We start from the raw sequence: 21,927 nt of genomic DNA, 5'->3' as shown, positions 1-21,927 counted from the left end.
CTTAGATACTCCAGAGGATTTTCGCGAAATAGACGACCGAGGCAACCAGCCAGAGGATCGTCAGCACTTGCAGCAACAGGCGCACGCCCGTGGGCTTGACGTAGTCCATCCAGATGTCGCGCACGCCGATCCAGGCGTGCCAGGCCAACGCAAAGAAAAACAAGCTGGCCAGCATCTGGCCAGCGGGAATCGGGCCTGCGTGGAAGGTAAACAGGGCCTTCCAGTTTTCGTAGGAGAACGACGGCATCACCAGGAAGCCGACGATCAATACCAGGGTATACACGGCCATGATGACGGCCGTGATGCGTTGCGCGATGAAATCGATGACGCCGTAGTGGGCCCCCACAACCAGGCGCTTGGGGCCATAGTTTTTGGTATCAGCCATTACAGAACTCCGAACAATTTGAGGGCGAAGACCAGCGTCAGCGCCAGGCTGACACCAAAAACGACACCAGCGCTTTTCTGGGCCGACACTTTATCCAGACCGATGTGCAAGTCCAGGATCAGGTAGCGGATACCGGCACAGAAATGGTGCAGATAGCCCCACACCAACACCAGGAACACCAGTTTCACCAGCGGATTACCCGCGTATTCGGCGATCTGAGCGTAGCTTTCAGGCGAGGCCACGCTGGCCGCGAACAGCGGCAGAATGACCAAGGGAAGACAGACAAACAGCAGCGCGCCGCTGACGCGGTGCAAGATGGACAGTTTTCCTGCCAGGGGCAGGCGGTATTTGGCGATTTGTGCAATGCCAATATTGCGAAACTGCGGACGTGGCTTGGCAGCGGTGTCGGACATGACGGCCTCGGTGTTACGGTGCTAGGGATTCGTGACAACGAAATTTGGAGTTGCCCTTGCGGGCAAACACTCTATTTTCGCCTAGAGAACGGTTGGTATCAAATGGTGGGAAAAAAGCTCATCAATTCAAACTATTGCGGTAATGGTAGTGATCAGTCAGGTAAAGACCGCGGCGGATTTCCACCGGCCGGTCTCCGTAGGTATATGACAGGCGGTCGACTTGTAACAACGGCGTGCCGGGTTCAACGTCCAGCAAGCCTGCAATTTCGGCAGGCGCAGCAACGGCGCGAATTTTTTCGTCCGCACGCACCATGCTGACGCCGAACTCGGTTTCAAACAGACCGTATAGCGGTGCCTTGTTTGCCGTCAGCAATTCCAGTGTCAGGCCGCGGAATACCGAGCCTGGCAGCCAGATGTCGTCGATGACAGTCGGGCGGTGGTTCATGGACAATTGGCGGCGAATCATCACGACGGTCTCGCCAGCGCGCAACTCGAGCGCGCGGGCAACCTCAGCAGGCGCGCGCAGGCGGCGGCATTCGAGGATACAGCTCTCGGCGCGGCCGCCCTCGCCCTCCTCGTCGGCAGCGAGCCGCAGGAAGCGATAGCGCACGCGCGCCTCGTGATGGGTCGCGACAAAGGTGCCTTTGCCTTGGCGACGTAATAGGAGATGTTCGGCCGCCAGTTCGTCAACGGCCTTGCGTACCGTGCCCTGACTGACCTGAAAGCGCGAAGCCAGATCGATTTCGCTGGGGATCAACTCGCCGGGCTTCCATTCGCCGCGCTCGAGGCTCTGCACCAATAGTTCTTTGATCTGGCGGTATAGCGGACTGAAAGCGGCCCCCTCGCTCGCCGGACGAGCGGTGCGATGTCGTAGCGGAGGTTCGGGCCTAGGGTCTGCCATAGTGGTGTTATCAGCTTTGTTTGACGGTCTGCTGACCTCTGCAAAGGCAGAATCAACGTGCCGGGCAAACGCAGTATTGTGGCATAACAGGCGCAGCACTGTCCAACGTCTTATGTCTTATATAAGATATAAGAGCAATTGACGCAAACGTAAATTCGATCTAGGATTTGCAGTTACCTGAGACATAGATGGCGACGCACGCCGCGGCGCCCAGCGATTACACTGATTGCGAGATTTTTTCTCGTCGAACTCATCACGGAGAACGTTCATGTCCAAGCCCGCCTTGCGTGTCGCCGTTACCGGCGCCGCCGGCCAAATCGGCTACGCCCTGCTATTTCGCATCGCCTCGGGCGAAATGCTGGGAAAAGACCAACCGGTCATTCTGCAACTGCTGGAAATCCCTGACGAAAAAGCGCAAAAGGCCCTGAAGGGCGTCATCATGGAATTGGATGACTGCGCCTTCCCGTTGCTGCAGGAAGTCACCGCTCACAGCGATCCCCGCACCGCGTTCAAAGACGCCGATGTGGCCCTGCTGGTCGGCGCCCGCCCCCGCGGCCCCGGCATGGAGCGCAAAGACCTGCTGAGCGTCAACGCGCAGATCTTCACGGCTCAGGGCAAGGCCCTGAACGACGTCGCCAGCCGCAACGTCAAGGTCCTGGTCGTGGGCAACCCGGCCAACACCAACGCCTACATCGCCATGAAGTCCGCGCCGGACCTGCCCGCAAAGAACTTCACCGCCATGCTGCGCCTGGACCACAACCGCGCCCTGTCGCAACTGGCCGCCAAGTCGGGCAAAGCCGTCGCCGACATCGAAAAACTGGTCGTGTGGGGCAACCACTCGCCCACCATGTACCCGGACTACCGCTTTGCCACCGTCGGCGGCGAGAGCCTGGCCAAGCTGATCAACGACGACGCTTGGAACCGTGACACCTTCATCCCCACCGTGGGCAAGCGCGGCGCTGCCATCATCGATGCTCGCGGCCTGTCGTCGGCAGCATCGGCTGCCAACGCCGCCATCGATCACGTGCGTGACTGGGTGCTGGGCAGCAACGGTAAATGGGTCACCATGGGCGTTCCGTCCGATGGTTCCTACGGCATCCCCGAAGGCATCATCTACGGCGTGCCGGTCACGACCGAAAACGGCGAATACAAGCGTGTCGAAGGCCTGGAAATCGACGCCTTCTCGCGCGAACGCATGGACTTCACGCTGAAAGAGCTGCTCGAAGAGCGCGACGGCGTGAAAGACTTGCTGAAGTAATTCCCGCAAGCTGCCAGGCCTCAGGCCTGGCGGGCGGCGCGGCGGCGACACTGCCGCGCCGTAATAAATCTGTTGCTTCGCCGTCCACGCAGTGGTCACTCGTCCGAAAAAAGCGCCTGCCTTTATCGGAAGACATCCTGGCTGCCGGACAAACAGACCTGCCACGACGCCGAGCCGCGCCGCAATGCGGCCGTCGTCATGAGGAAACAGATTTATTGCGCAGCCCCTTGCTGCTCATTTCATCCGTACGCGGTACGCGCCGCCGGCCTGTCATGGGCATCAGACCACGGACGGCGTTTCTGCACCATCAATCAGGCCTTGGCGCCAGACTGAGCGCCCAGCCATTCACGGAGACTCGCTCATGACCCGTCCTACCTCTCCTGGCGCCCTCTTTCGCCAGGCACTGGCAGAAGAAAATCCGCTGCAAATCATCGGCGCCATCAACGCCAATCATGCATTACTGGCCAAGCGTGCCGGATACCGCGCCATTTATCTGTCCGGCGGCGGCGTCGCAGCAGGGTCGCTCGGCCTGCCCGACCTGGGCATCAACACGCTGGATGACGTGCTGACGGACGTACGACGTATCACCGATGTGTGTGACGTGCCATTGCTGGTCGACATCGACACAGGTTTCGGTCCGTCCGCATTCAACATTGCCCGTACCGTCAAGAGCCTGATCAAATTCGGCGCCGCGGCCTGCCACATCGAAGATCAGGTCGGCGCCAAACGCTGCGGCCATCGTCCCGGCAAGGAAATCGTCAGCACTGAAGAAATGGCTGATCGCGTCAAGGCCGCGGCCGACGCTCGCACGGATTCGGATTTTTATCTGATTGCTCGCACCGATGCGATTGCCTCGCACGGCGTAGACGCGGCGATCGAACGTGCATTGGCATGTGTCGAAGCAGGCGCTGACGCCATCTTTGCCGAAGCCGCCTACGATCTACCGACGTATGACCGATTCGTCAAAGCCGTCAACGTACCGGTGTTGGCCAACATCACCGAATTCGGCAAGACGCCGTTGTTCACCGTCGAGGAGCTCGCCAGTGTCAATGTGGCCATGGTGCTGTATCCCTTGTCCGCCTTCCGCGCCATGAACAAGGCCGCTGAAAACGTGTACCAGGCCATTCGCCGTGACGGTCACCAGAAGAACGTGCTGGATACGATGCAGACGCGCGACGAGCTGTACGATCGCATCGGCTACCACGCATTCGAATCGCAACTGGACGCGCTGTTCCAGCAAGGCAAGAACAAGTAATCCCCGTGCTGGCCGGCCTGGATTTTCCACCGGCCAGTGCTGCAAGTCCTACTTTCGCCCCATTTGACGCCAACAAAGGAAAGGAGTCAGAGACATGAGCACTTCGAAGAAACAAGCCGCTACGGCCGAGGCCACCAAAACGGCTGCCCCGACAGAAGAAAAAGCGGGCTTCAAACCTAAAAAATCCGTCGCATTGTCGGGCGTCGTGGCCGGTAACACGGCGCTGTGTACCGTCGGCCGCACGGGCAACGATTTGCACTATCGTGGTTACGACATCCTGGATTTTGCCGGCGAGGCCGAATTCGAAGAAATCGCGCATTTGCTGGTGCATGGCAAGCTGCCGAACAAGGCTGAGCTGAAAGCCTACAAGGAAAAACTCCGCGCGCTGCGTGGTCTGCCGGTGCAACTGCAAAACGTGCTGGAAAGCCTGCCCGCCGCCAGCCACCCCATGGACGTGATGCGTACGGCCGTATCGGTGCTGGGCTGCGTGTTGCCCGAAAAGGACGATCACAACATCCCCGATGCGCGCGACATCGCCGATCGTTTGATGGCCAACCTGGGTTCCTCGTTGCTGTACTGGTATCACTACAGCCACAACGGCCGCGTCATCGATGTGCAAACGGATGATGACAGCATCGGCGGCCATTTCCTGCATCTGCTGCATGGCAAGAAACCGTCCGACGAATGGGTTCGCGCCATGCATACGTCGCTGATTTTGTACGCCGAGCATGAGTTCAATGCCTCGACGTTCACCAGCCGCGTCATTGCCGGCACGGGCTCGGACATTTATTCGGCGATCACCGGCGGGATCGGCGCGCTGCGCGGCCCGAAACACGGCGGCGCCAACGAAGTGGCTTTCGAAATCCAGAAACGCTATGACACCCCGGACGAAGCCGAGGCCGATATCCGCCGCCGCGTCGAAGCCAAGGAAGTCGTCATCGGTTTTGGTCACCCCGTCTACACGGTTTCGGATCCGCGCAACAAGGTCATCAAGGAAGTCGCGCACAAGCTTTCGAAGAAGGCCGGCAGCACCAAGATGTTCGACATCGCCGAGCGTCTGGAAACGGTGATGTGGGAAGTCAAGAAGATGTTCCCGAACCTGGATTGGTTCTCGGCTGTCAGCTATCACATGATGGGTGTGCCTACGGCTATGTTCACGCCGTTGTTCGTGATTGCACGTACGGCGGGATGGTCGGCTCACATCATTGAACAGCGGGTCGATAACAAGATTATTCGTCCTACGGCTAACTATATCGGGCCGGATGATCTGAAGTATGTGCCCTTGGAAAAGCGTAAATAACGGGTAGGTGTTGATCATGCGAGCGTTGGGGTAGTAGTTGCTCGCGGATCGATGAGTTCTTTAGACGCCGGGGGCAGTCGCCTATAAGCCCCACCGGCCCTATCACCGCGGCTCGGCCCATTAGCAGGGGCCGAGGTCCCCTTCGGGGACTGCCCGCGGTTCAACGGGCCGGTGGGGCTTATAGGCGACTGCCCCCGGCTTGCGATTGCACTGATTGACGAGGGCTGTTGCGCAACGCTTTCGGCTTACAGTTGCTCTTATTGATGAGAGCGATGCGCGTTAATTTTGGCTTGAGGCGTACTGCGCTTGGCCGTGGCCGAAGGACCAGTTTTCTTTGACGACTTCGACCAGGTTGATGAATACGTCCTCGGGACGGATGCCAGGGTCCTCGCCGAGTAATTGCACGAGCCGCTTGAACAGCGCTTTTTTCTGGTCCAGGTCTCGTGTATTGCTGACAGTCATCTGGATGTAGACCAGGTCGTCGCTGCGGGCGACATTCATATACGAAGGACTGTAGCGAAAGTTCGCCGCCTCGTGCTCGGTCAAGATCATGAATTGATCGTCTTCAGGGACGTTGAACGTCTCTCGTAATGCACGGTACACATTGTCGAAAATCGCCTGCCGATAGGCTTCCGGCGTTCCCGCGCGCAGTGAAACATGAACAAATGGCATAGCAATGCTCCCGGTGATGGACGCACTCATCGTATCTATTCTGATAAGCTATTTATACTTATTTCATTAATAAAAATTTGAAATGATAGCGACCTCTCTGGACCTGGATGCGGTACGGGCGTTCGTGCAGATCGTCGAACTGGGCAGTTTCACGCGTGCCGCCGAAGCGCTGCAGATGACGCAGGCGGCAGTCAGTCTGAAACTCAAGCGGCTCGAGGACAGAGTGGGATTCCGGCTGGTCGAGCGCACGCCCCGGTATGTGGAGCTCTCTGCGCAAGGCAATGCGTTCCTGGAGCATGCACGCGCATTGCTGGACGCCCACGATCGCGCACTATCGGTTTTTTCCGGAACCCGGCAACGTCTGACTATCGGCATCAGTGACCATGTCGCCGGGCCGGAGCTGCCTGCCTTGATCTCGCGCATGAATGCGCAAGATCCCGATCTGGTGATCGAAATCCGTATCGGCTCATCCGGTGATTTGATTCAGCGGTATGAACGGAGAGAGTTCGATACCGTGATCGTCCGGCAGCATCTGGGAGGCACCGACGGGCAGATACTTGCTGAAGAAACGCTAGGCTGGTTCGCGGCACCGAGTTGGCAGCCGCGAGCCAATGAGCCATTGCCGCTAGCCACCCTCGCCGAGCCATGTGGAGTGAGAGCGCTAGCCGGCAAGCTGCTGGATGAGGCCGCTGTGCCATGGACCGAAGTCTTTGTTGGCGGTGGCGTGGCAGCCGTCGCCGCAGCGGTCATGGCAGGGTTGGGCGTGGCGGCATTGGCCCCGCGGATGTTGCCTTTTGGCGCCGTTGACATAGGTTCGAAGCTGGGCCTGCCTGCACTGCCGAGCCTGCCGATCGTGTTGCATACCCGAGTCAAATCGCAGCGCGCGACTGATACGCTGATTGCGCTGTCCGCAGCATTCAAGGCCGCCGCGCGGGGATAGGCTGCTCATGCGAGCATCAAAACTCGATGCTCGCCGATAGCATATACGTACGCGGTGCTGCATACGTCACGGTCTGATACGCTGGCGAAGTATCCCAATAGCGGCGATTGAATACGTTTTCCACGGTCGCCCGAAACACGACATTTCTATCCACGATACGCGTCGCATAACGCGCGCCCACATCAACCCGTGTCCAGGCAGGAATGGTCTCCGTATTATCGGCGTTGAAGGGAATCGATGACGAGTAGATCAGGCGCGCCGTGGCAGTCAGTCCCGGTATCTGAGGAATATCGAGCTCGGATCCCAGCTTTACGGACCAGGTGGGAATACCCGCGGCCTTGTTGCCATCGAAGGCTCCGTCCGGAGTTTCCGTCAGGATGGCACGCGTCCAAGCGAGGCCTCCCAGCAGACGAAAGCCTCGCACGGGCTCTCCCAACACCTGCAGTTCTATGCCGCGGTTTCGCTGTTTTCCCGCGATACGGTAGACATTGTCCGAGCCCAGAATGCCGCTAGGCCGCTTGATCTGGAACGCACTCAGTGTGGTGCTGAAACTTCCCCAGTCGACCTTCGCGCCAATCTCCATCTGTCTTGAAACAAAGGGCTCAAAGACTTCGTTGGCATTGACCGCCGTCGACGGGGCGGTATCCCCCTGAGACAGCGCTTCTACATAGTTGGCGTACAACGAGACATCTTGCCATGGCTTGACTACCAGCCCCGTGGCGGGCGTATTGGCACTCTGCTTGTAATTGGACTCGAAGGCGCCTGTCTGCCAGTTATAGGCGTTCACATCGATTTTCTGATGCCGTAGCCCGAGAATCAAAAGTACCCTGTCATCCAACATGGAGAGCGTGTCTGTGATCGCATAGCTGCGCAACCGAGTCGAAGACAGTGGTGTCAACGAGCGATCGAAGTCCAACCCTGACGGCTCCGGAATATCGACTGGATCGTAGAGGTTGCTGGCCGCGCTATACGTCGATTGGGGCTGGTAGTTGGAAACCTTGGAACGATAATCCGTCATCGCCAAGACCGCTTCGTGACGTACCGGCCCCGTGTCAAAGCGCAGCCGCGTATTGAGTTCCCCGCTGTGCGCCTTATTCTTTTCCTCCAACGCACTGGGGAAAAAGTCAATGTCGCCTTCGGTGTTGGTCAGCACCCCAAAAGGGGTATTCATTTTTCGGCGAGTGTCAGAGGCACCATACGCCCCGCCAACGCTCATGAAATCCGTCACGTCATATTCGATACGAGCCATGCCGAAGACATATTCCTTGTCCTGGTACGACCAAGATGGCCACACATTCGTGTCACCTCTCGGCGCTTCAGGCAGTTCGGAGGCGGATACGTAGAAATTGCTCTTGGCGCCAGTGATCTTTTGGCTGCTTACGCCCATGTCGGCGCTGGCGCGCAAACGTTCGCCCTGATAATCCAGGCCCACAGTGACATTTGACGCACGCTGCTGCTCGTGATCTACCGAGGCATCCCCATCGCGATAAGCCGCGTTCAACCTCACCCCAAAGGCATTGCTCTCGCCAAAGCGGCGCCCAATATCGACATTGGCACCCACGTTGCTGTCGCTCAAGTACAAGGCCTCGAATCGGGTCAATGGCTCGTCGGCGGCACGCTTGGGTACGAGATTAATGGCCCCGCCAGCCGTACCCCGTGGCGAGGTTCCATTGATGAGTGTGCTCGGTCCCTTGAGCACTTCGACGCGCTCGATCCCCTCTAACTGCACCCCTTCCGAGCTGGCAATACCATACATGCCGTCAAAGCCGATCTCGGCGCGATTCACACTGAGGCCGCGGATATAAAAGTTGTCGAAATACCAGGGGCCGCCCGCTTCCACCGAAGGGTCGTTGGCCATCACATCGGAAAGACTGCGCATTTGCTGGTCACGCATGAGCTCAGCCGTATAGGCTGTGACATTGAATGGTGCACTCATCATGTCGACACTGCCCAGCAGACCAAGCCGTGCGCCTCGCGCGACCTGCCCTCCTGCGTAGGGTTCAGGCAGAGTACCGCCTCCGGCCCCGGCAGTGACTGTCACAGGCTCGAGCACGGCGGTGTCTGCCTCAGAAACAGGTGCCAATCGGAATTGACGCGGCGCCTCACGCAACGCTACGAGCCCCGTGCCCGCCAATGCCCGATTCAGCGCTTCATCATCACCATAGCTGCCTTTCACGCCCGGGCTGTGACGGCCGGCAACGAGTTGCGGCGTGGCGGCGAGCAATAGGCCTGACTCGGCCGTCAGGCGCGCCAGCACTTGGTTCAGAGGTCCCGCCGGAATATCGTAACTGCGCGCCGCCGTAGTGACAGGTAGTGTCTGAGCATAGGCTGGCGACACCCATCCCGCGAGACCGGCGACGGCCAGTGCAAATGCGAACCGGCGTGCAAGCAAACTCGAACGTACACCCATGCTGCGAGCGGGCAATAGACTATCCGGGGAACAATGCGTCATGGCGATGGCGGCTTTCCTGGCGAAATTATCGAAAAAGGAGCACAAATCCGATGACCGGGCATCGGGCTCTCGATATACCTAATCGAATAAGCCAGCAAAAAGCGGAACCGCCCGCGGAAAATTTACGAGCGTGCGTCGATCCGAATCCACCACGGCAGGGTTCGATGCACCTGGATGGGCATGACAGATGCCAACATCGTCAACGCGCGGACCGGATCATCAGCGGGATAGCTGCCGAACACTCGCAAGTCCGCCACCTCATCGGCCAGGTTGATATAGCCATGTTGATGGCGACGCAGTTCCGCGACCACGTCAGCCAAACGCATGCCATCAGCAACAATAAGCCCGCGGATCCACGCGGCCCTGGCCGGATCCGCCGCGACAGGCAAGCCAAGCTCCTCGCCCGTGAAACGCAGTTGCGCTCCGGCCGCGACGATGCTGGTCAGCCTATTGCGCGCGAGGGCCACCTCGACAGCGCCGTCGTACACCGCGACCAGCGTGTCACCCGTTTCCTGCCGCACGGTGAAACGCGTACCAAGGGCACGCAGACTGCCTTGTTCAGTATCGACAAAGAAAGGACGCGCGTCCTTCCCCGTTTGCACCAGCATTTCCCCGTAGAGCAAGTGCAAACGCCGCGCCTGCTGGCTATACATTACGTTAAACGCGCTTTCTGCATTCAGCCAGACTTCACTGCCATCATCCAGCGCAAGATGGCGAATTTCACCCGTATCGGCCCGCTGGTCGGCCGTCCACGCCATGACGGGATGGAGCCAGGACCCATGGCGCCATCCCAACCATCCCGCGCCGGCGACCCCGACCAGCGCCAGCAGTACCTGCCGGCGGCGAGGCCTGGCGCCGCGTGCGCGCCGAAAGGTGGCTGCGGCAATATGCCGGTCCTGACGGGCTTGGAGAGGTTCGAAACGCTGCCCCACTCTCTCGACGACTGCCCACGCCTGGCGGTGCTCAGCGGCCGCGTCCAGCCATCGTTGCCAGCTCAAGCGGTCTATCGACGAGGCTTCTCCAGAGCGCAGCAATGCGTACCATTGGGCTGCCTGCTCCAGGACCGCATGAGAGGGGGTAGCGACGTGAGAACTCACGATTGCGAGGCAGGCGCGGGGCTATCGACCGCGACGTCGCGGGCCTCCAAAAGCATGCAATTCAGCATGGCCTTGGCGACGTACTTGCGAACCATGCGGGACGAAACCCCGAGCGCAGTGGCAATTTCCCGATCGGTCATCCCGCAAGCCATGGCCATGACAAAGGCATTCGCCGCCTTGGGAGACAGATCTTGCAGCATGGCATCGATCTCCTGCAGGGCCTCGAGCACGATGGCCTGGCGTTCAGCCGACGGTGCCGTTGGCTCAGGCTCCTGGGCCAAGACTTCCAGCCACGCCTGCTCGAGGCTGCGCCGGCGCCACAAGTCCACGCACATGCCGTCGGCCATTGCGCGCAAATACCCGCGCGCCTGAGGGGCACCGTCGAATTGGCGAGGTTTGACCAGCAGGCGCACGAAGACGTCGTGCGCCAATTCTGCGGCGTCGGCGGTGTTACCCAGGCGCCGACGCAACCAGCCGACCAGCCAGCCGTGATGATCCCCATACAGCCGGGCGACACAATTTGCGGGATTCGAGACAATCATGATGCAGCCCAGCGTAGTACCAGGCACTCACGTGCCGGTAAACCAGAGGAACACAAATGAAAATGCTTATTAATAACAAATAAGCCGCAAATTATGAAGCGAAGTACACCGATTTGGCAACAAGCAGGGATATAGCCCCAATTACGTGCATCCGGTTGGCGTACAGCGTGCCAACCGGCTTATGCTGATCACACTCCCGGAGCCCAAGGCACACGCACCCAGCCTTCCATCAACACGCGTGCGCTACGCGACATGATGGCTTTGGTGACCGTCCATTCGTCATTGACCAGGCGAGCCTCGGCCCCGACTCGCAACGTGCCAGAGGGATGTCCGAAACGTACACCATCGCGTTCGCCGCCGCCTGCCGCCAAGTTGACCAACGTGCCAGGCACGGCTGCCGCCGTGGCGATAGCCACCGATGCCGTTCCCATCATGGCATGGTGCAATTTACCCATCGACAAGGCGCGTACCAGCACATCGATATCCTCCGCGGCGATGGCTTTACCGCTCGATGCGGTATAGGCCTTCGGCGGGGCCACAAACGCCACTTTAGGCGTGTGCTGACGGCCTGCAGCCTGATCCGGCGAGTCGATCAGGCCCATGCGTACTGCGCCATGCGCACGGATCGCTTCAAAACGCGCCAAAGCCGCAGGGTCGCTATTGATGTCGTCCTGTAATTCGGTGCCGGTATAGCCCAGCGCATCCGCATTCAGAAAGATCGTAGGGATACCGGAATTGATGAACGTCGCTTGAAACGTTCCTACGCCCGGCACATCCAGCTCGTCGACCACGTTACCCGTCGGAAACATCGAGCCGCCATCACCCTCGCCTTCGTCGGCAGGATCCAGAAACTCGATTCGGACTTCAGCTGCAGGGAACGTGACGCCATCCAGTTCGAAGTCGCCAACTTCCTGCACCTGGCCGTGCGCGATCGGCACATGGGCGACGATGGTCTTTCCGATATTGGCTTGCCAGATCCGCACCACTACCACGCCGTTCTCGGGCACACGCTGTGCGTCCACCAAGCCGTTGGCAATGGCGAAGGGGCCGACCGCGGCAGACAGATTGCCGCAATTGCCGCTCCAATCCACGAAAGGCTGGTCAATGGAAACTTGGCCGAACAGGTAATCCACATCGTGATCCGGCCTGCTGCTCTTGGACAAGATGACGGCCTTGCTCGTGCTGGAGGTCGCTCCCCCCATGCCGTCGATCTGCTTGCCATACGGATCGGGGCTGCCGATCACGCGCAACAACAGTGCGTCACGGTCGGGCCCGGGAACCTGAGCCGCCTCGGGCAAATCCGTCAGTTTGAAAAACACGCCTTTGCTGGTGCCGCCGCGCATGTATGTCGCGGGTATCTTGATTTGTGGTGCGTGAGTCATCGACCAGTCCTGAAAATAGATAGCGCCATCTGCGCAATAGGATTCAGGCTTGGCCGCCACATGAATGGGCAAACCAAGCCGGTGTTGTGTCTCAAATGCTCTGCTCGATACCTGCGGCAGGCACGTTAACCCGCCTTGCTGGCAGCGTCCGTAGACGATGCCTCAAGAAAATCTTGTGCAAAACGCTGCAGCACGCCCCCTGCCTCGTAAATCGAGACTTCCTCTGCCGTATCCAGCCGGCACGTCACTGGAACCTCAATGGTCTCGCCATCGCGACGATGCACGATCAAGGTCAAATCAGCGCGCGGCTTGCGTTCGCCCACGACGTCATAGGTTTCCGTGCCATCCAAGGCGAGTGTCTTGCGATCCGTGCCCGGCTTGAACTCCAGCGGCAACACGCCCATGCCGATCAGGTTCGTACGGTGGATACGCTCAAAGCCCTCGGCCACGATAGCCTCCACGCCCGCCAGACGCACGCCTTTCGCGGCCCAATCGCGCGACGAACCTTGGCCATAGTCAGCACCCGCAACAATGATGAGCGGCTGTTTGCGCTGCATATAGGTTTCGATGGCCTCCCACATGCGCATCGTCTGGCCTTCGGGCTCAACACGCGCCAAGGAGCCTTGTTTTACGCTGCCATCCTCGTTGCGCACCATCTCGTTGAACAACTTGGGATTGGCAAACGTCGCGCGTTGCGCCGTCAGGTGATCGCCACGGTGAGTCGCATAGGAATTGAAATCCTCTTCGGGCAATCCCATTTTCGCCAGATACTCGCCCGCTGCACTGTCGGGCAAAATAGCATTCGAGGGCGATAGGTGATCCGTCGTGATGTTGTCGCCCAGCACGGCCAACGGGCGCATACCGCGCAAGGTGCGCTCGCCGGCCAGTGCGCCCTCCCAGTACGGCGGACGGCGGATGTAGGTGCTCTGCGGACGCCACGCGTACAGCGGGCTCACGGCCTCGCGGCGCTGATCGCGAATGCCGAACATCGGCGCATAGACCTTGCGGAACTGCTCGGGTTTGACTGCCGCCTGGACCACCGCGTCGATCTCCTCATCGGTGGGCCAGAGGTCCTTCAAGCGAATGTCTTTTCCATTGGCATCCTGACCCAACACGTCTTGTTCGATATCAAAGCGGATGGTCCCCGCGATGGCATAGGCGACGACCAACGGCGGCGAGGCCAGGAACGCCTGCTTGGCATAGGGATGGATACGCCCGTCAAAATTGCGATTGCCCGACAGCACGGCGGTGGCGTATAGATCGCGGTCGATGATCTCTTGCTGAATCTTGGGGTCCAATGCGCCCGACATACCATTGCACGTGGTACAGGCAAAAGCGACAACACCAAAACCCAGTTTTTCCAATTCAGGCGTCAAGCCGGCTTCGTCCAAATACAACTCGACCGCCTTCGATCCGGGAGCCAGCGAGGTTTTGACCCAGGGCTTGCGCGTCAGGCCGGCACGGTTGGCGTTGCGCGCCAGCAAACCTGCCGCTATGACGTTGCGCGGATTACTGGTGTTGGTACAGCTGGTGATAGCCGCAATAATGACTGCGCCATCTGGCATCAGGCCGGGCTCGTTTTCCACAACACCGGCGATACCGCGTTCGGCCAGATCGGATACGGGCAGGCGGCGATGCGGATTCGAAGGCCCCGCCAAAGTGCGCACCACACTGGACAGATCGAAGCTCAGCACACGCTCGTATTGAACCTGTTTCAAGCTGTCTGACCACAGGCCTGCTACCTTGGCGTACGTTTCGACCAAGCGTACCTGCGCGTCTTCTCGGCCCGTGAGTTTCAGATAGTCGATCGTCTGCTGATCAATAGCGAACATGGCCGCCGTCGCACCGTATTCCGGCGCCATATTGGAAATCGTCGCGCGGTCGCCCAGGGTCAGGCTCGCAGCGCCCTCGCCATAGAACTCCAGGTACGCGCCCACGACTTTTTCTTTGCGCAGGAATTCGGTCAAGGTCAGCACGATGTCGGTAGCCGTAATGCCAGGCTGACGGCGTCCCGTCAACTCGACCCCGACGATATCAGGCAGACGCATCCAGGACGCGCGTCCCAGCATGACGTTCTCGGCCTCCAGGCCGCCGACGCCGACCGCGATCACGCCCAAGGCATCCACATGCGGCGTATGACTATCCGTGCCCACCAGAGTATCCGGATACGCAACGCCATCCTGGGCATGAATCACCGGCGACATGCGTTCCAGATTGATCTGATGCATGATCCCGTTGCCCGGCGGCACTACGTCTACGTTGTGAAAGGCCTCGCGCGTCCAGTCGATGAAATGGAAACGGTCTTCGTTGCGGCGGTCTTCGACAGCGCGATTCTTTGCAAACGCATCGGGTTCGAAACCACCGTGTTCGACCGCCAACGAGTGATCCACGATCAACTGCACCGGCACCACGGGATTGACATTGGCGGGGTCGCCGCCCATATCGGCGATCGCGTCACGCAGGCCTGCCAGATCGACCAACGCGGTCTGCCCCAGAATGTCGTGACAGACCACACGAGCCGGAAACCACGGGAAATCCAGATCCCGGCGGCGCTCGATCAATTGGCGCAAGGCATCGTTCAACAGAGCGGGATCACAACGCCGCACCAGGTTTTCGCCGAGCACACGCGAGGTATACGGCAATTGGTCATAGGCGCCCGGTGCGATAGCCTCGACCGCAGCGCGCACGTCGAAATAGTCGAGATTAGTGCCCGGCAAGGGCTTGCGGAATTGAGTGTTCAAGATGCCTCCGTTTGCGGCAAGTTGCTCTGCGCGATCTGATGTTCGATATTGAGACGGGATGCGCGTATGTGTCTGCGCATCAGCAGTTCAGCCAACTCGCCATCGCCGTCGGCGATAGCGTCGAGAATGCGGTGATGCTCGGTAAACGCCTGACGAGGCCGATTGGGCGTCGTCGAATATTGAATGCGATACATACGGGCCAGTTGATAGAGCTCGTCGCACAGCATGCGAATCAGCATCTGGTTGCCGCTGGCCTGAACGATACGGTAGTGAAAATCGTAATCGCCTTCCTGCTGATAGTAACCACGTCCCGCCTGGAATGCCTCATCGCGCTCGTGGGCCTCGAGCACGCGACGCAGCTCATCTGCGGCTGCCGGCGTCATCCGTTCTGCGGCCAGGCGACAGGCCATGCCCTCAAGCGATTCTCGAATCTGGTAGAGCTCGCAGAGCTCTTGCTGGCTCAGCGACACGACGCGAGCGCCCACATGCGGCACGCGCACCAGCAGGCGCTGTCCCTCGAGACGGTGGATGGCCTCGCGCAGCGGCCCGCGGCTGATGCCATAGGTGCGCGCCAATTCCGGCTCGGAAATCTTGCTCCCGGGCGAGATGTCGCCTTTGACGATGGCGGACTGAATCTTGCGGAACACGTGCTCGGAGAGCGTCTCCGATTCGCTCGCGGCCGGTACAGGCAGCGTGAGGACTTTTTCCACCATGTCGACAATTCGTAGATTATTTCGGATTAAATTATAGCCATGAGGCGATTTATTGGCTAGATTGTCAACAATCATGCCCTTGATTCGACCCATCGTCTCCTGTCCCCGATAACGGGGCTTTGGCGTACGCCCTTGCCCCACCCGCGCACATAGGCGCGGATTGCACAGAAGGAGCCCGCATGTCCGCTCATATCTCCAATGTCCGCCCCGAGCCCGATCAGGTCCTCATAGACATTGTCGATTACGTTCTCGACTATCAAATCCAGAGCAGCCTGGCTTATGAAACGGCGCGCAATTGTCTGATCGACACGCTAGGCTGCGGCCTGGAGGCACTGGAATACCCGGCGTGCCGCAAGCTGCTCGGCCCGATCGTGCCGGGCACGATCGTCCCTCACGGAGCCAAGGTCCCGGGCACCCAATTCCAGCTCGACCCCGTCCAGGCCGCCTTCAACATCGGCGCCATGATCCGCTGGCTGGACTTCAACGACACCTGGCTCGCGGCCGAATGGGGGCATCCTTCGGACAATCTGGGCGGCATCCTGGCCACCGCAGACTGGCTGTCGCGCAATGCCGTTGCATTGGGTAAAGCCCCACTCACCATGCGCGATGTGCTGACAGCCATGATCAAGGCGCATGAAATCCAGGGGTGCATCGCCCTGGAGAACTCATTCAACAAAGTCGGCCTCGATCATGTCGTCCTCGTCAAAGTCGCCTCCACCGCCGTCGTCGCGCAAATGCTGGGCCTGAGCCGCGAGGAAACCATCAACGCGGTTTCGCTGGCCTGGGTCGACGGCCAGAGCCTGCGCACCTATCGTCATGCGCCGAACACGGGCAGCCGCAAAAGCTGGGCCGCGGGCGACGCCACCAGCCGCGCGGTGCGCCTGGCGTTGATCGCAAAAACAGGCGAAATGGGCTACCCCTCGGTGCTGAGCGCAAAAACCTGGGGGTTCTACGACGTCCTCTTCAAAGGCCAGCCCTTCAAGTTTCAGCGCCCGTATGGCAGCTATGTCATGGAAAACGTGCTGTTCAAAATCTCGTTTCCGGCCGAGTTTCATGCGCAAACCGCAGTGGAATGCGCCATGACGATTCATGATCAGCTCGTAGCTGCCGGCAGATCAGTGGGCGACATCAAGCAGATCATCATCCGCACCCACGAAGCATGCATTCGCATCATCGACAAGAAAGGCCCGCTCAATAACCCGGCCGACCGCGACCACTGCATCCAATACATGGTGGCCATCCCCATCCTGTTCGGCCGCCTCACCGCCGCGGACTACGAGGACGACATCGCGCACGATCCGCGCATCGACCTCCTGCGCGACAAGATCATCTGCGTGGAGGACCCGGCCTATACCCGCGACTATCACGACCCAGACAAACGATCGATCGCCAACGCATTGACGGTGATTTTCAACGACGGTACGCAACTGGACGAGGTGGTCTGCGAATACCCGATCGGGCACAAACGGCGTCGCAGCGATGGAATTCCGTTGCTCGAAGCCAAATTCAGGACGAATCTGGCGCGGATCTTCCCTGCCAAACAGCAGACGCGAATTCTGGAGGTCTCGTTAGATCAGCAGACGTTGGAGGAAATGCCCGTGCATGAATACATGGATTTATACGTAATTTAGGGATTCCCCTCATCGCATGCCACCACTGTGAGTCCCGGGCGGGTGTCGCGCCGTGTTGCGCTGGCCCGTTGAGGCTGCCGAGCCAGGAGTGTCAGGCGGGGGGATTTCGGCTGGGCATGTTTGAGCGCAGCGTAGCGGAGCGAGTTTGCCCAGCCGCCCCGCCTGACACTCCTGGTGAAGGGAAGTCTGGGCGCGCAGGCGTCCAGGCCAGCCGACAGGGCCGGCGCAACACGGCGCGACACCCGCCCGGGACGCCTCACGAGAGACAGCCGAAACAATACCAAGAGAACAGCCAAAACGACAAAACCCACCATACCGCCAAAAAAGCGCAACTCTCCCGTTCAAACGACAGGCCGACTACAATCCCCATATCCACCCACATTCCCCCAAAGCCCCACCATGCTGTACCTCTGGGTCAAAGCCTTCCACATCGTATTCATCGCCTCCTGGTTTGCAGGTCTCTTTTACCTGCCCAGGATCTACGTGAATCTGGCCCAGACCTCCGACCCCTCGGTACAAGCCTGTCTGCTCGGCATGGCGCGCCGACTATTCAGATTCACCACCATCCTGGCCATCATCGCCATCGCACTAGGCCTATGGCTGTACATCGGATTTGGTGTCGGCATGGGCCCCGGCAACGGCTGGATGCACGCCAAATTGTTCTTTGTCCTGCTCATCATCGGCTACCATCACGCCTGTAGCGTCATGTTGCGCAAGTTCGAACAAGGCCGCAACACCCGCTCGCACAAGTTCTACCGCTGGTTCAACGAAGTTCCCGTCTTACTGCTCGTGGCGGTGGTACTGCTGGTGGTGCTCAAACCCTTCTGACCACACTGCCCGGCCTTAGGCCAGGATTCGAATGTCTTCTGATGATCAAGACCGCCGTAAAACACTGACGGTCAAAAAAACGGCGCGTGACGCGCATGCCGCCGCTGGCGATACCAAACGCAAGCGCAGCGGCGCGCGTGCACGCACAGCTGCCCTGATTGAACGATCGAAAGATCAAGCACAACGCCTACGGCGAAACACCGAAGACACGCCCGCCGCGCCACGAGGCAACGTGTCGGCCGAGCGCGGCAAACCGGTGTCACGCTCACGTGCGTCTGGCGAATTCGACGCACCACGGCGGCCGAGGACGCCACGCGCTCGCGATGAGGATAATTGGACCGATTCAACGCCGGCTGCAGCTGGCGATCATGATGCCTTTCCCTCGGATATCGAATGGGCGGCAGAACCCGAAGTGCGTCACTACGCACCGCGTGCACTGCGCGACGCAGAGACGTTCGAGATTTTTGCGCCTTGCCCCCAAGGACTGGAAGAAGCCCTGACCGCAGAAATGCAGGCGCTGGGCTTCGAAGACGCTCGTGTGGGACGTGCCGGCTGCCATTTCAGCGCCGATTGGCCGGGCATACAGCGCGCCAATTTGTATTCCCGTCTGGCCACGCGCATCCTGGTGCAGGTGGCACACGAGGAAATCTCGCACGAGGACGATATCCTCGATCTGGCCTACAGCGTGCCCTGGGAACGCTGGTTTGGCGCGGAGCATACGTTGCGCGTAGACACCTCGGCGATCAAAAGCCCGGTACAAAGCCTGCAATACTGCAATCTGCGTGCAAAGGACGGCATCTGTGACCGCCTGCGCGATCGCGAAGGCGCGCGTCCCAGCATCGACACAGTGCGGCCGGACGCTCGCGTACATTTGTTCCTGACAGGACATACCGCGACGCTGTATCTGGACACCTCCGGCGAATCGCTGTTCAAGCGAGGTTGGCGTCTGGATAAAGGGGATGCGCCGCTGCGCGAAAACCTCGCTGCCGGGATGTTGGCCCTGGCTGGCTGGGACCCTGCCGCACCACTGCTGGATCCGTTCTGCGGGAGCGGCACGATTTTGATCGAGGCAGCCTGGATTGCGCTGGGCGTGCCCGCAGGTATTTCGCGGCCGCTGGGATTTGAACGCATGCGCGGACACGATCCGCGACGCTGGCGCGATCTGAAAGACGACGCGCGCGCCCGGATTTTGCCCAAGCTGGATGCGCCTCTAGTCGGCTACGACCTGGATCCCCAGGTGGTGGAATATGCCCGCAACAACGCGGAACGCGCCTGGCTGACGGCCGACACGATTCGATTCGAGGTGGGTGATGCCCGCGAGGTGCCCCCTCCCGCCGAACAGGGTTGGATTGTCACGAACCCTCCCTACGGTGAACGCCTGCCGATGGACGATAGCGAACTCTGGCGAGCCTGGTCGGCAAACCTGAAACGCGCCTATTCGGGCTGGCAGTTGCATGTGATCTCTAGCGACCTCGAGCTGCCTCAACGTATGCGGCTCAAACCTCTGCGCCGGATTCCTTTGCACAACGGCTCGCTGGATTGCCGCCTGTTCGGGTTCGAACTGGTAGCAGCGGGGTATCGGAACCCCAAGTGATAATTGTTGTAAAAACACCGCAACAATGCGCCATTATTGTGGCAATAGGATCACAAGGCCCAAAACTGGCGCATCATCAGCACCAGGAGCACGCATGATGCACTAGACGCTTGCGTAAATTCAGGGTTAACCCTAAAATAGGGGTTATCCCCAGGTTGCTAGGTAGACACTCACCTCACCGTGATGCTGACACCGGGTAGCCGGGATGCATGACTGCATACGAATACACGCAAGTTCTGGATTTATCGTGCCTCACATTAACCCCCATATCCGGCTGACCGACGAACTCGAACGCCAGCTGATGTTGCAAGCGATTGAAGAGCAGTTCCGCCCCCGTCCGTTTCGCGCTCTGGCCCGTGGCCTGGGCAAATTGGGCAAAGGCGTCAAGACACTGATTACCCGCCAAGCTGAGACGAAGACCGCTCACTCGGCCGCCTGAAGTCAACAACAGGCAAGTAACGATTTTCCCCTTGGGGGCTGCTACAGCCCCTTTTAAGACCCACCGTTAACCCGGTGGGTTTTTTTTTGCCTGATTGCAGGCCAGGCGGTACCGCCATCAATGTGGCCGAAGAATCTGCTGTTTCTGACCGGGCGGCTCGTCATCGGCATCAAAGACGCCATGTTGGCGGTTCGGCTTGAATCCGAATTGGGGGACATTTCTATAGCCAAGGACCCGGATGCCCGGGATAATAGCGCCCCTTGGCCATGCCACATTCCGAAGTAAGTGGCTTCCCTCTTTGTGCAGCCTATGGCGTTGCGTACCCGTAGGTTTCCGGAGCTCTGATGACCGATGCGCTCTCGCTGACGCCCAGCCGGCTACGCCGGTTTGCCTGCATGATGTATGAAGCCGTCCTCTTGTTCGGCGTCGTATTTCTGGCGGGCTATTTGTTTGACACACTGACGCAGAGTAAACATGCGTTGATGCTCAGGCATGCACGTCAGGCGTGGCTATTTGTCGTCATCGGCATTTATTTTGTGTTGTGCTGGCGCCGCAATGGGCAAACGCTGCCGATGAAGACCTGGAATATCCGGCTGGTGGATCGCGATGGCCTGCCGCCCTCGGTCCCCAGGCTGATCTTGCGCTATATCCTTGTCTGGCCGCTCGTATTGGCCGCTGCGGGCCTGGTGGCTGTTGCCTCGTCAGCTACGGGTTGGAAATCGGTGGACATGTTCATCGTCGTAGCGCCATTCGCGATTTTCATCTGGTCGTGGTTCGACCCGGATGGGCAGTTCCTGCACGATCGGCTGCTGGGAACGCGCTTGCGCAATGCGCCGCCGCGGAACAAGCGGCGATAGAAAAAAGCCCCCAGACTGGGCTTTTCTTGGCTGTTGCTGCCGGGTATTTGCTGCTCTTGATTGTCTCTATGAAGGCGTCCCTGTCGCGTGCCTGGGCGTGGCGCCGGGCCTATCGCACGGACTCGGCCCATGACCAGGGGCCTCGGTCCGCTACGCGGACTAAATCCGTGCTCAACGGCCCGGCGCCACGCCCAGGCACGCGACAGGGACTCACGATGAGGGAATGCAACGACGGCTGATTGCCATCCTCGTTTTTCGAAACCGACTTTGGCAATGCGATGGGTTGAGCTAGCGCCATTCGGCCATCGTAAACGCAACTCAACAGCGTTGATGCAGCAAAGCGCATGACATCCGTCACCGGAAGACATTGCGAGCAGGAGGTCGGCGTGTAAAAGCCCCGCCGGGCCGTTGAGCCGCGATTTAGCCCGCGAAGCGGGCCGAGGCCCCTGGTCTTGGGCCGAGTCGCGGCGATAGGCCCGGCGGGGCTTTTACACGCCGACCTCCTGCGCCAAAAGAACTCCGCACTA

The 21,927-nt window shown here is 59.6% G+C and carries 19 protein-coding genes; 9 read left to right on the top strand and 10 right to left on the bottom strand.

The genetic code is table 11. The features are described 5' to 3' along the window. Position 1: 1 nt before the first annotated feature. The 3 genes from sdhD to CAL20_RS08025 all read right to left on the bottom strand — a co-directional run bounded on the left by sdhD (position 2) and on the right by CAL20_RS08025 (position 1,699). On the bottom strand, positions 2-385 hold the full coding sequence (sdhD, locus tag CAL20_RS08035) for a succinate dehydrogenase, hydrophobic membrane anchor protein (protein WP_094820306.1): 384 nt from the start codon (positions 383-385) through the stop codon (positions 2-4). After that, positions 385-798 carry a succinate dehydrogenase, cytochrome b556 subunit gene (gene sdhC, locus CAL20_RS08030; RefSeq protein ID WP_094820305.1) on the bottom strand — a complete coding sequence of 138 codons (414 nt, stop codon included), beginning with the start codon at positions 796-798 and terminating at the stop codon, positions 385-387. Before sdhC ends, sdhD begins: the two co-directional genes overlap by 1 nt. 121 nt (positions 799-919) lie before the next feature. Then, entirely contained in the window at positions 920-1,699 is a 780-nt protein-coding gene (locus CAL20_RS08025; protein ID WP_094820304.1) for a GntR family transcriptional regulator, read from the bottom strand. Between the two features lie 268 nt (positions 1,700-1,967). Here CAL20_RS08025 and CAL20_RS08020 point away from each other — a divergent pair, with 268 nt between their 5' ends. The 3 genes from CAL20_RS08020 to prpC all read left to right on the top strand — a co-directional run bounded on the left by CAL20_RS08020 (position 1,968) and on the right by prpC (position 5,512). Continuing rightward, positions 1,968-2,957: a malate dehydrogenase gene (locus CAL20_RS08020; protein ID WP_094837588.1), complete on the top strand. Its 990-nt coding sequence runs from the start codon at positions 1,968-1,970 to the stop codon at positions 2,955-2,957. Positions 2,958-3,318: 361 nt separating this feature from the next. Continuing rightward, a complete protein-coding gene (gene prpB / locus CAL20_RS08015; RefSeq protein ID WP_094820302.1) occupies positions 3,319-4,212 on the top strand; it encodes a methylisocitrate lyase in 894 nt (297 codons plus the stop codon). A gap of 94 nt (positions 4,213-4,306) precedes the next feature. Then, positions 4,307-5,512 (top strand): bifunctional 2-methylcitrate synthase/citrate synthase, encoded by a 1,206-nt coding sequence (gene prpC, locus CAL20_RS08010; RefSeq protein WP_094820301.1) that lies wholly within the window; start codon positions 4,307-4,309, stop codon positions 5,510-5,512. A 279-nt stretch (positions 5,513-5,791) separates the two neighbouring features. Here prpC and CAL20_RS08005 read toward each other — a convergent pair whose 3' ends face one another. Then, positions 5,792-6,184, bottom strand: coding sequence for a tautomerase family protein (locus tag CAL20_RS08005; RefSeq protein ID WP_094820732.1), 393 nt, complete (start codon positions 6,182-6,184; stop codon positions 5,792-5,794). An 82-nt stretch (positions 6,185-6,266) separates the two neighbouring features. On the opposite strand from CAL20_RS08005, the gene CAL20_RS08000 reads away from it, so the two are divergent. Further along, a complete protein-coding gene (locus CAL20_RS08000) occupies positions 6,267-7,124 on the top strand; it encodes a LysR family transcriptional regulator (protein WP_094837587.1) in 858 nt (285 codons plus the stop codon). 16 nt (positions 7,125-7,140) lie between these two features. Here CAL20_RS08000 and CAL20_RS07995 read toward each other — a convergent pair whose 3' ends face one another. The 6 genes from CAL20_RS07995 to CAL20_RS07970 form a co-directional block, all read right to left on the bottom strand. Further along, complete coding sequence (locus CAL20_RS07995; protein ID WP_094820299.1) at positions 7,141-9,576, bottom strand: TonB-dependent receptor; 2,436 nt, start codon at positions 9,574-9,576, stop codon at positions 7,141-7,143. A gap of 122 nt (positions 9,577-9,698) precedes the next feature. After that, a complete protein-coding gene (locus CAL20_RS07990) occupies positions 9,699-10,673 on the bottom strand; it encodes a FecR domain-containing protein (protein ID WP_254923939.1) in 975 nt (324 codons plus the stop codon). Then, entirely contained in the window at positions 10,670-11,215 is a 546-nt protein-coding gene (locus CAL20_RS07985; RefSeq protein ID WP_094820298.1) for a sigma-70 family RNA polymerase sigma factor, read from the bottom strand. The genes CAL20_RS07990 and CAL20_RS07985 overlap by 4 nt, the downstream gene beginning before the upstream one ends. Positions 11,216-11,403: 188 nt before the next feature. After that, entirely contained in the window at positions 11,404-12,597 is a 1,194-nt protein-coding gene (prpF, locus tag CAL20_RS07980; RefSeq protein WP_094820730.1) for a 2-methylaconitate cis-trans isomerase PrpF, read from the bottom strand. A gap of 125 nt (positions 12,598-12,722) precedes the next feature. After that, the gene (acnD, locus tag CAL20_RS07975) at positions 12,723-15,338 is read right to left on the bottom strand and encodes a Fe/S-dependent 2-methylisocitrate dehydratase AcnD (protein WP_094837586.1); all 2,616 of its coding nucleotides are present in this window, start codon (positions 15,336-15,338) and stop codon (positions 12,723-12,725) included. Then, a complete protein-coding gene (locus CAL20_RS07970; protein ID WP_094837794.1) occupies positions 15,335-16,051 on the bottom strand; it encodes a GntR family transcriptional regulator in 717 nt (238 codons plus the stop codon). Before CAL20_RS07970 ends, acnD begins: the two co-directional genes overlap by 4 nt. A 179-nt stretch (positions 16,052-16,230) precedes the next feature. Between CAL20_RS07970 and CAL20_RS07965 the strand changes: the two genes are divergently transcribed. The 5 genes from CAL20_RS07965 (at position 16,231) to CAL20_RS07945 (ending at position 21,400) form a co-directional block, all read left to right on the top strand. After that, positions 16,231-17,682 carry a bifunctional 2-methylcitrate dehydratase/aconitate hydratase gene (locus tag CAL20_RS07965; RefSeq protein WP_094837585.1) on the top strand — a complete coding sequence of 484 codons (1,452 nt, stop codon included), beginning with the start codon at positions 16,231-16,233 and terminating at the stop codon, positions 17,680-17,682. 399 nt (positions 17,683-18,081) lie between these two features. Then, on the top strand, positions 18,082-18,510 hold the full coding sequence (locus CAL20_RS07960; RefSeq protein ID WP_094820294.1) for a CopD family protein: 429 nt from the start codon (positions 18,082-18,084) through the stop codon (positions 18,508-18,510). Between the two features lie 31 nt (positions 18,511-18,541). After that, entirely contained in the window at positions 18,542-20,104 is a 1,563-nt protein-coding gene (locus CAL20_RS07955; RefSeq protein ID WP_094837584.1) for a THUMP domain-containing class I SAM-dependent RNA methyltransferase, read from the top strand. Positions 20,105-20,351: 247 nt separating this feature from the next. After that, positions 20,352-20,543, top strand: a complete 192-nt coding sequence (locus CAL20_RS07950) for a hypothetical protein (RefSeq protein ID WP_254923989.1) — start codon at positions 20,352-20,354, stop codon at positions 20,541-20,543. Between the two features lie 344 nt (positions 20,544-20,887). After that, positions 20,888-21,400 (top strand): RDD family protein, encoded by a 513-nt coding sequence (locus CAL20_RS07945; protein ID WP_094837583.1) that lies wholly within the window; start codon positions 20,888-20,890, stop codon positions 21,398-21,400. Positions 21,401-21,927: the final 527 nt, after the last annotated feature.

It is taken from the genome of Bordetella genomosp. 4 (assembly GCF_002261185.1).
Lineage (GTDB): Bacteria > Pseudomonadota > Gammaproteobacteria > Burkholderiales > Burkholderiaceae_B > Bordetella_A.
Note: the sequence above shows the minus strand (reverse complement) of the source record. Positions and strands in the feature narration are given on the sequence as shown.

Coding starts and splice junctions, on each gene's coding strand:
- sdhD (WP_094820306.1), bottom strand. CDS start 385: ATGGCTGATACCAAAAACTATGGCCCCAAGCGCCTGGTTGTGGGGGCC.
- sdhC (WP_094820305.1), bottom strand. CDS start 798: ATGTCCGACACCGCTGCCAAGCCACGTCCGCAGTTTCGCAATATTGGC.
- CAL20_RS08025 (WP_094820304.1), bottom strand. CDS start 1,699: ATGGCAGACCCTAGGCCCGAACCTCCGCTACGACATCGCACCGCTCGT.
- CAL20_RS08020 (WP_094837588.1), top strand. CDS start 1,968: ATGTCCAAGCCCGCCTTGCGTGTCGCCGTTACCGGCGCCGCCGGCCAA.
- prpB (WP_094820302.1), top strand. CDS start 3,319: ATGACCCGTCCTACCTCTCCTGGCGCCCTCTTTCGCCAGGCACTGGCA.
- prpC (WP_094820301.1), top strand. CDS start 4,307: ATGAGCACTTCGAAGAAACAAGCCGCTACGGCCGAGGCCACCAAAACG.
- CAL20_RS08005 (WP_094820732.1), bottom strand. CDS start 6,184: ATGCCATTTGTTCATGTTTCACTGCGCGCGGGAACGCCGGAAGCCTAT.
- CAL20_RS08000 (WP_094837587.1), top strand. CDS start 6,267: ATGATAGCGACCTCTCTGGACCTGGATGCGGTACGGGCGTTCGTGCAG.
- CAL20_RS07995 (WP_094820299.1), bottom strand. CDS start 9,576: ATGACGCATTGTTCCCCGGATAGTCTATTGCCCGCTCGCAGCATGGGT.
- CAL20_RS07985 (WP_094820298.1), bottom strand. CDS start 11,215: ATGATTGTCTCGAATCCCGCAAATTGTGTCGCCCGGCTGTATGGGGAT.
- prpF (WP_094820730.1), bottom strand. CDS start 12,597: ATGACTCACGCACCACAAATCAAGATACCCGCGACATACATGCGCGGC.
- CAL20_RS07970 (WP_094837794.1), bottom strand. CDS start 16,051: ATGGTGGAAAAAGTCCTCACGCTGCCTGTACCGGCCGCGAGCGAATCG.
- CAL20_RS07965 (WP_094837585.1), top strand. CDS start 16,231: ATGTCCGCTCATATCTCCAATGTCCGCCCCGAGCCCGATCAGGTCCTC.
- CAL20_RS07960 (WP_094820294.1), top strand. CDS start 18,082: ATGCTGTACCTCTGGGTCAAAGCCTTCCACATCGTATTCATCGCCTCC.
- CAL20_RS07955 (WP_094837584.1), top strand. CDS start 18,542: ATGTCTTCTGATGATCAAGACCGCCGTAAAACACTGACGGTCAAAAAA.
- CAL20_RS07945 (WP_094837583.1), top strand. CDS start 20,888: ATGACCGATGCGCTCTCGCTGACGCCCAGCCGGCTACGCCGGTTTGCC.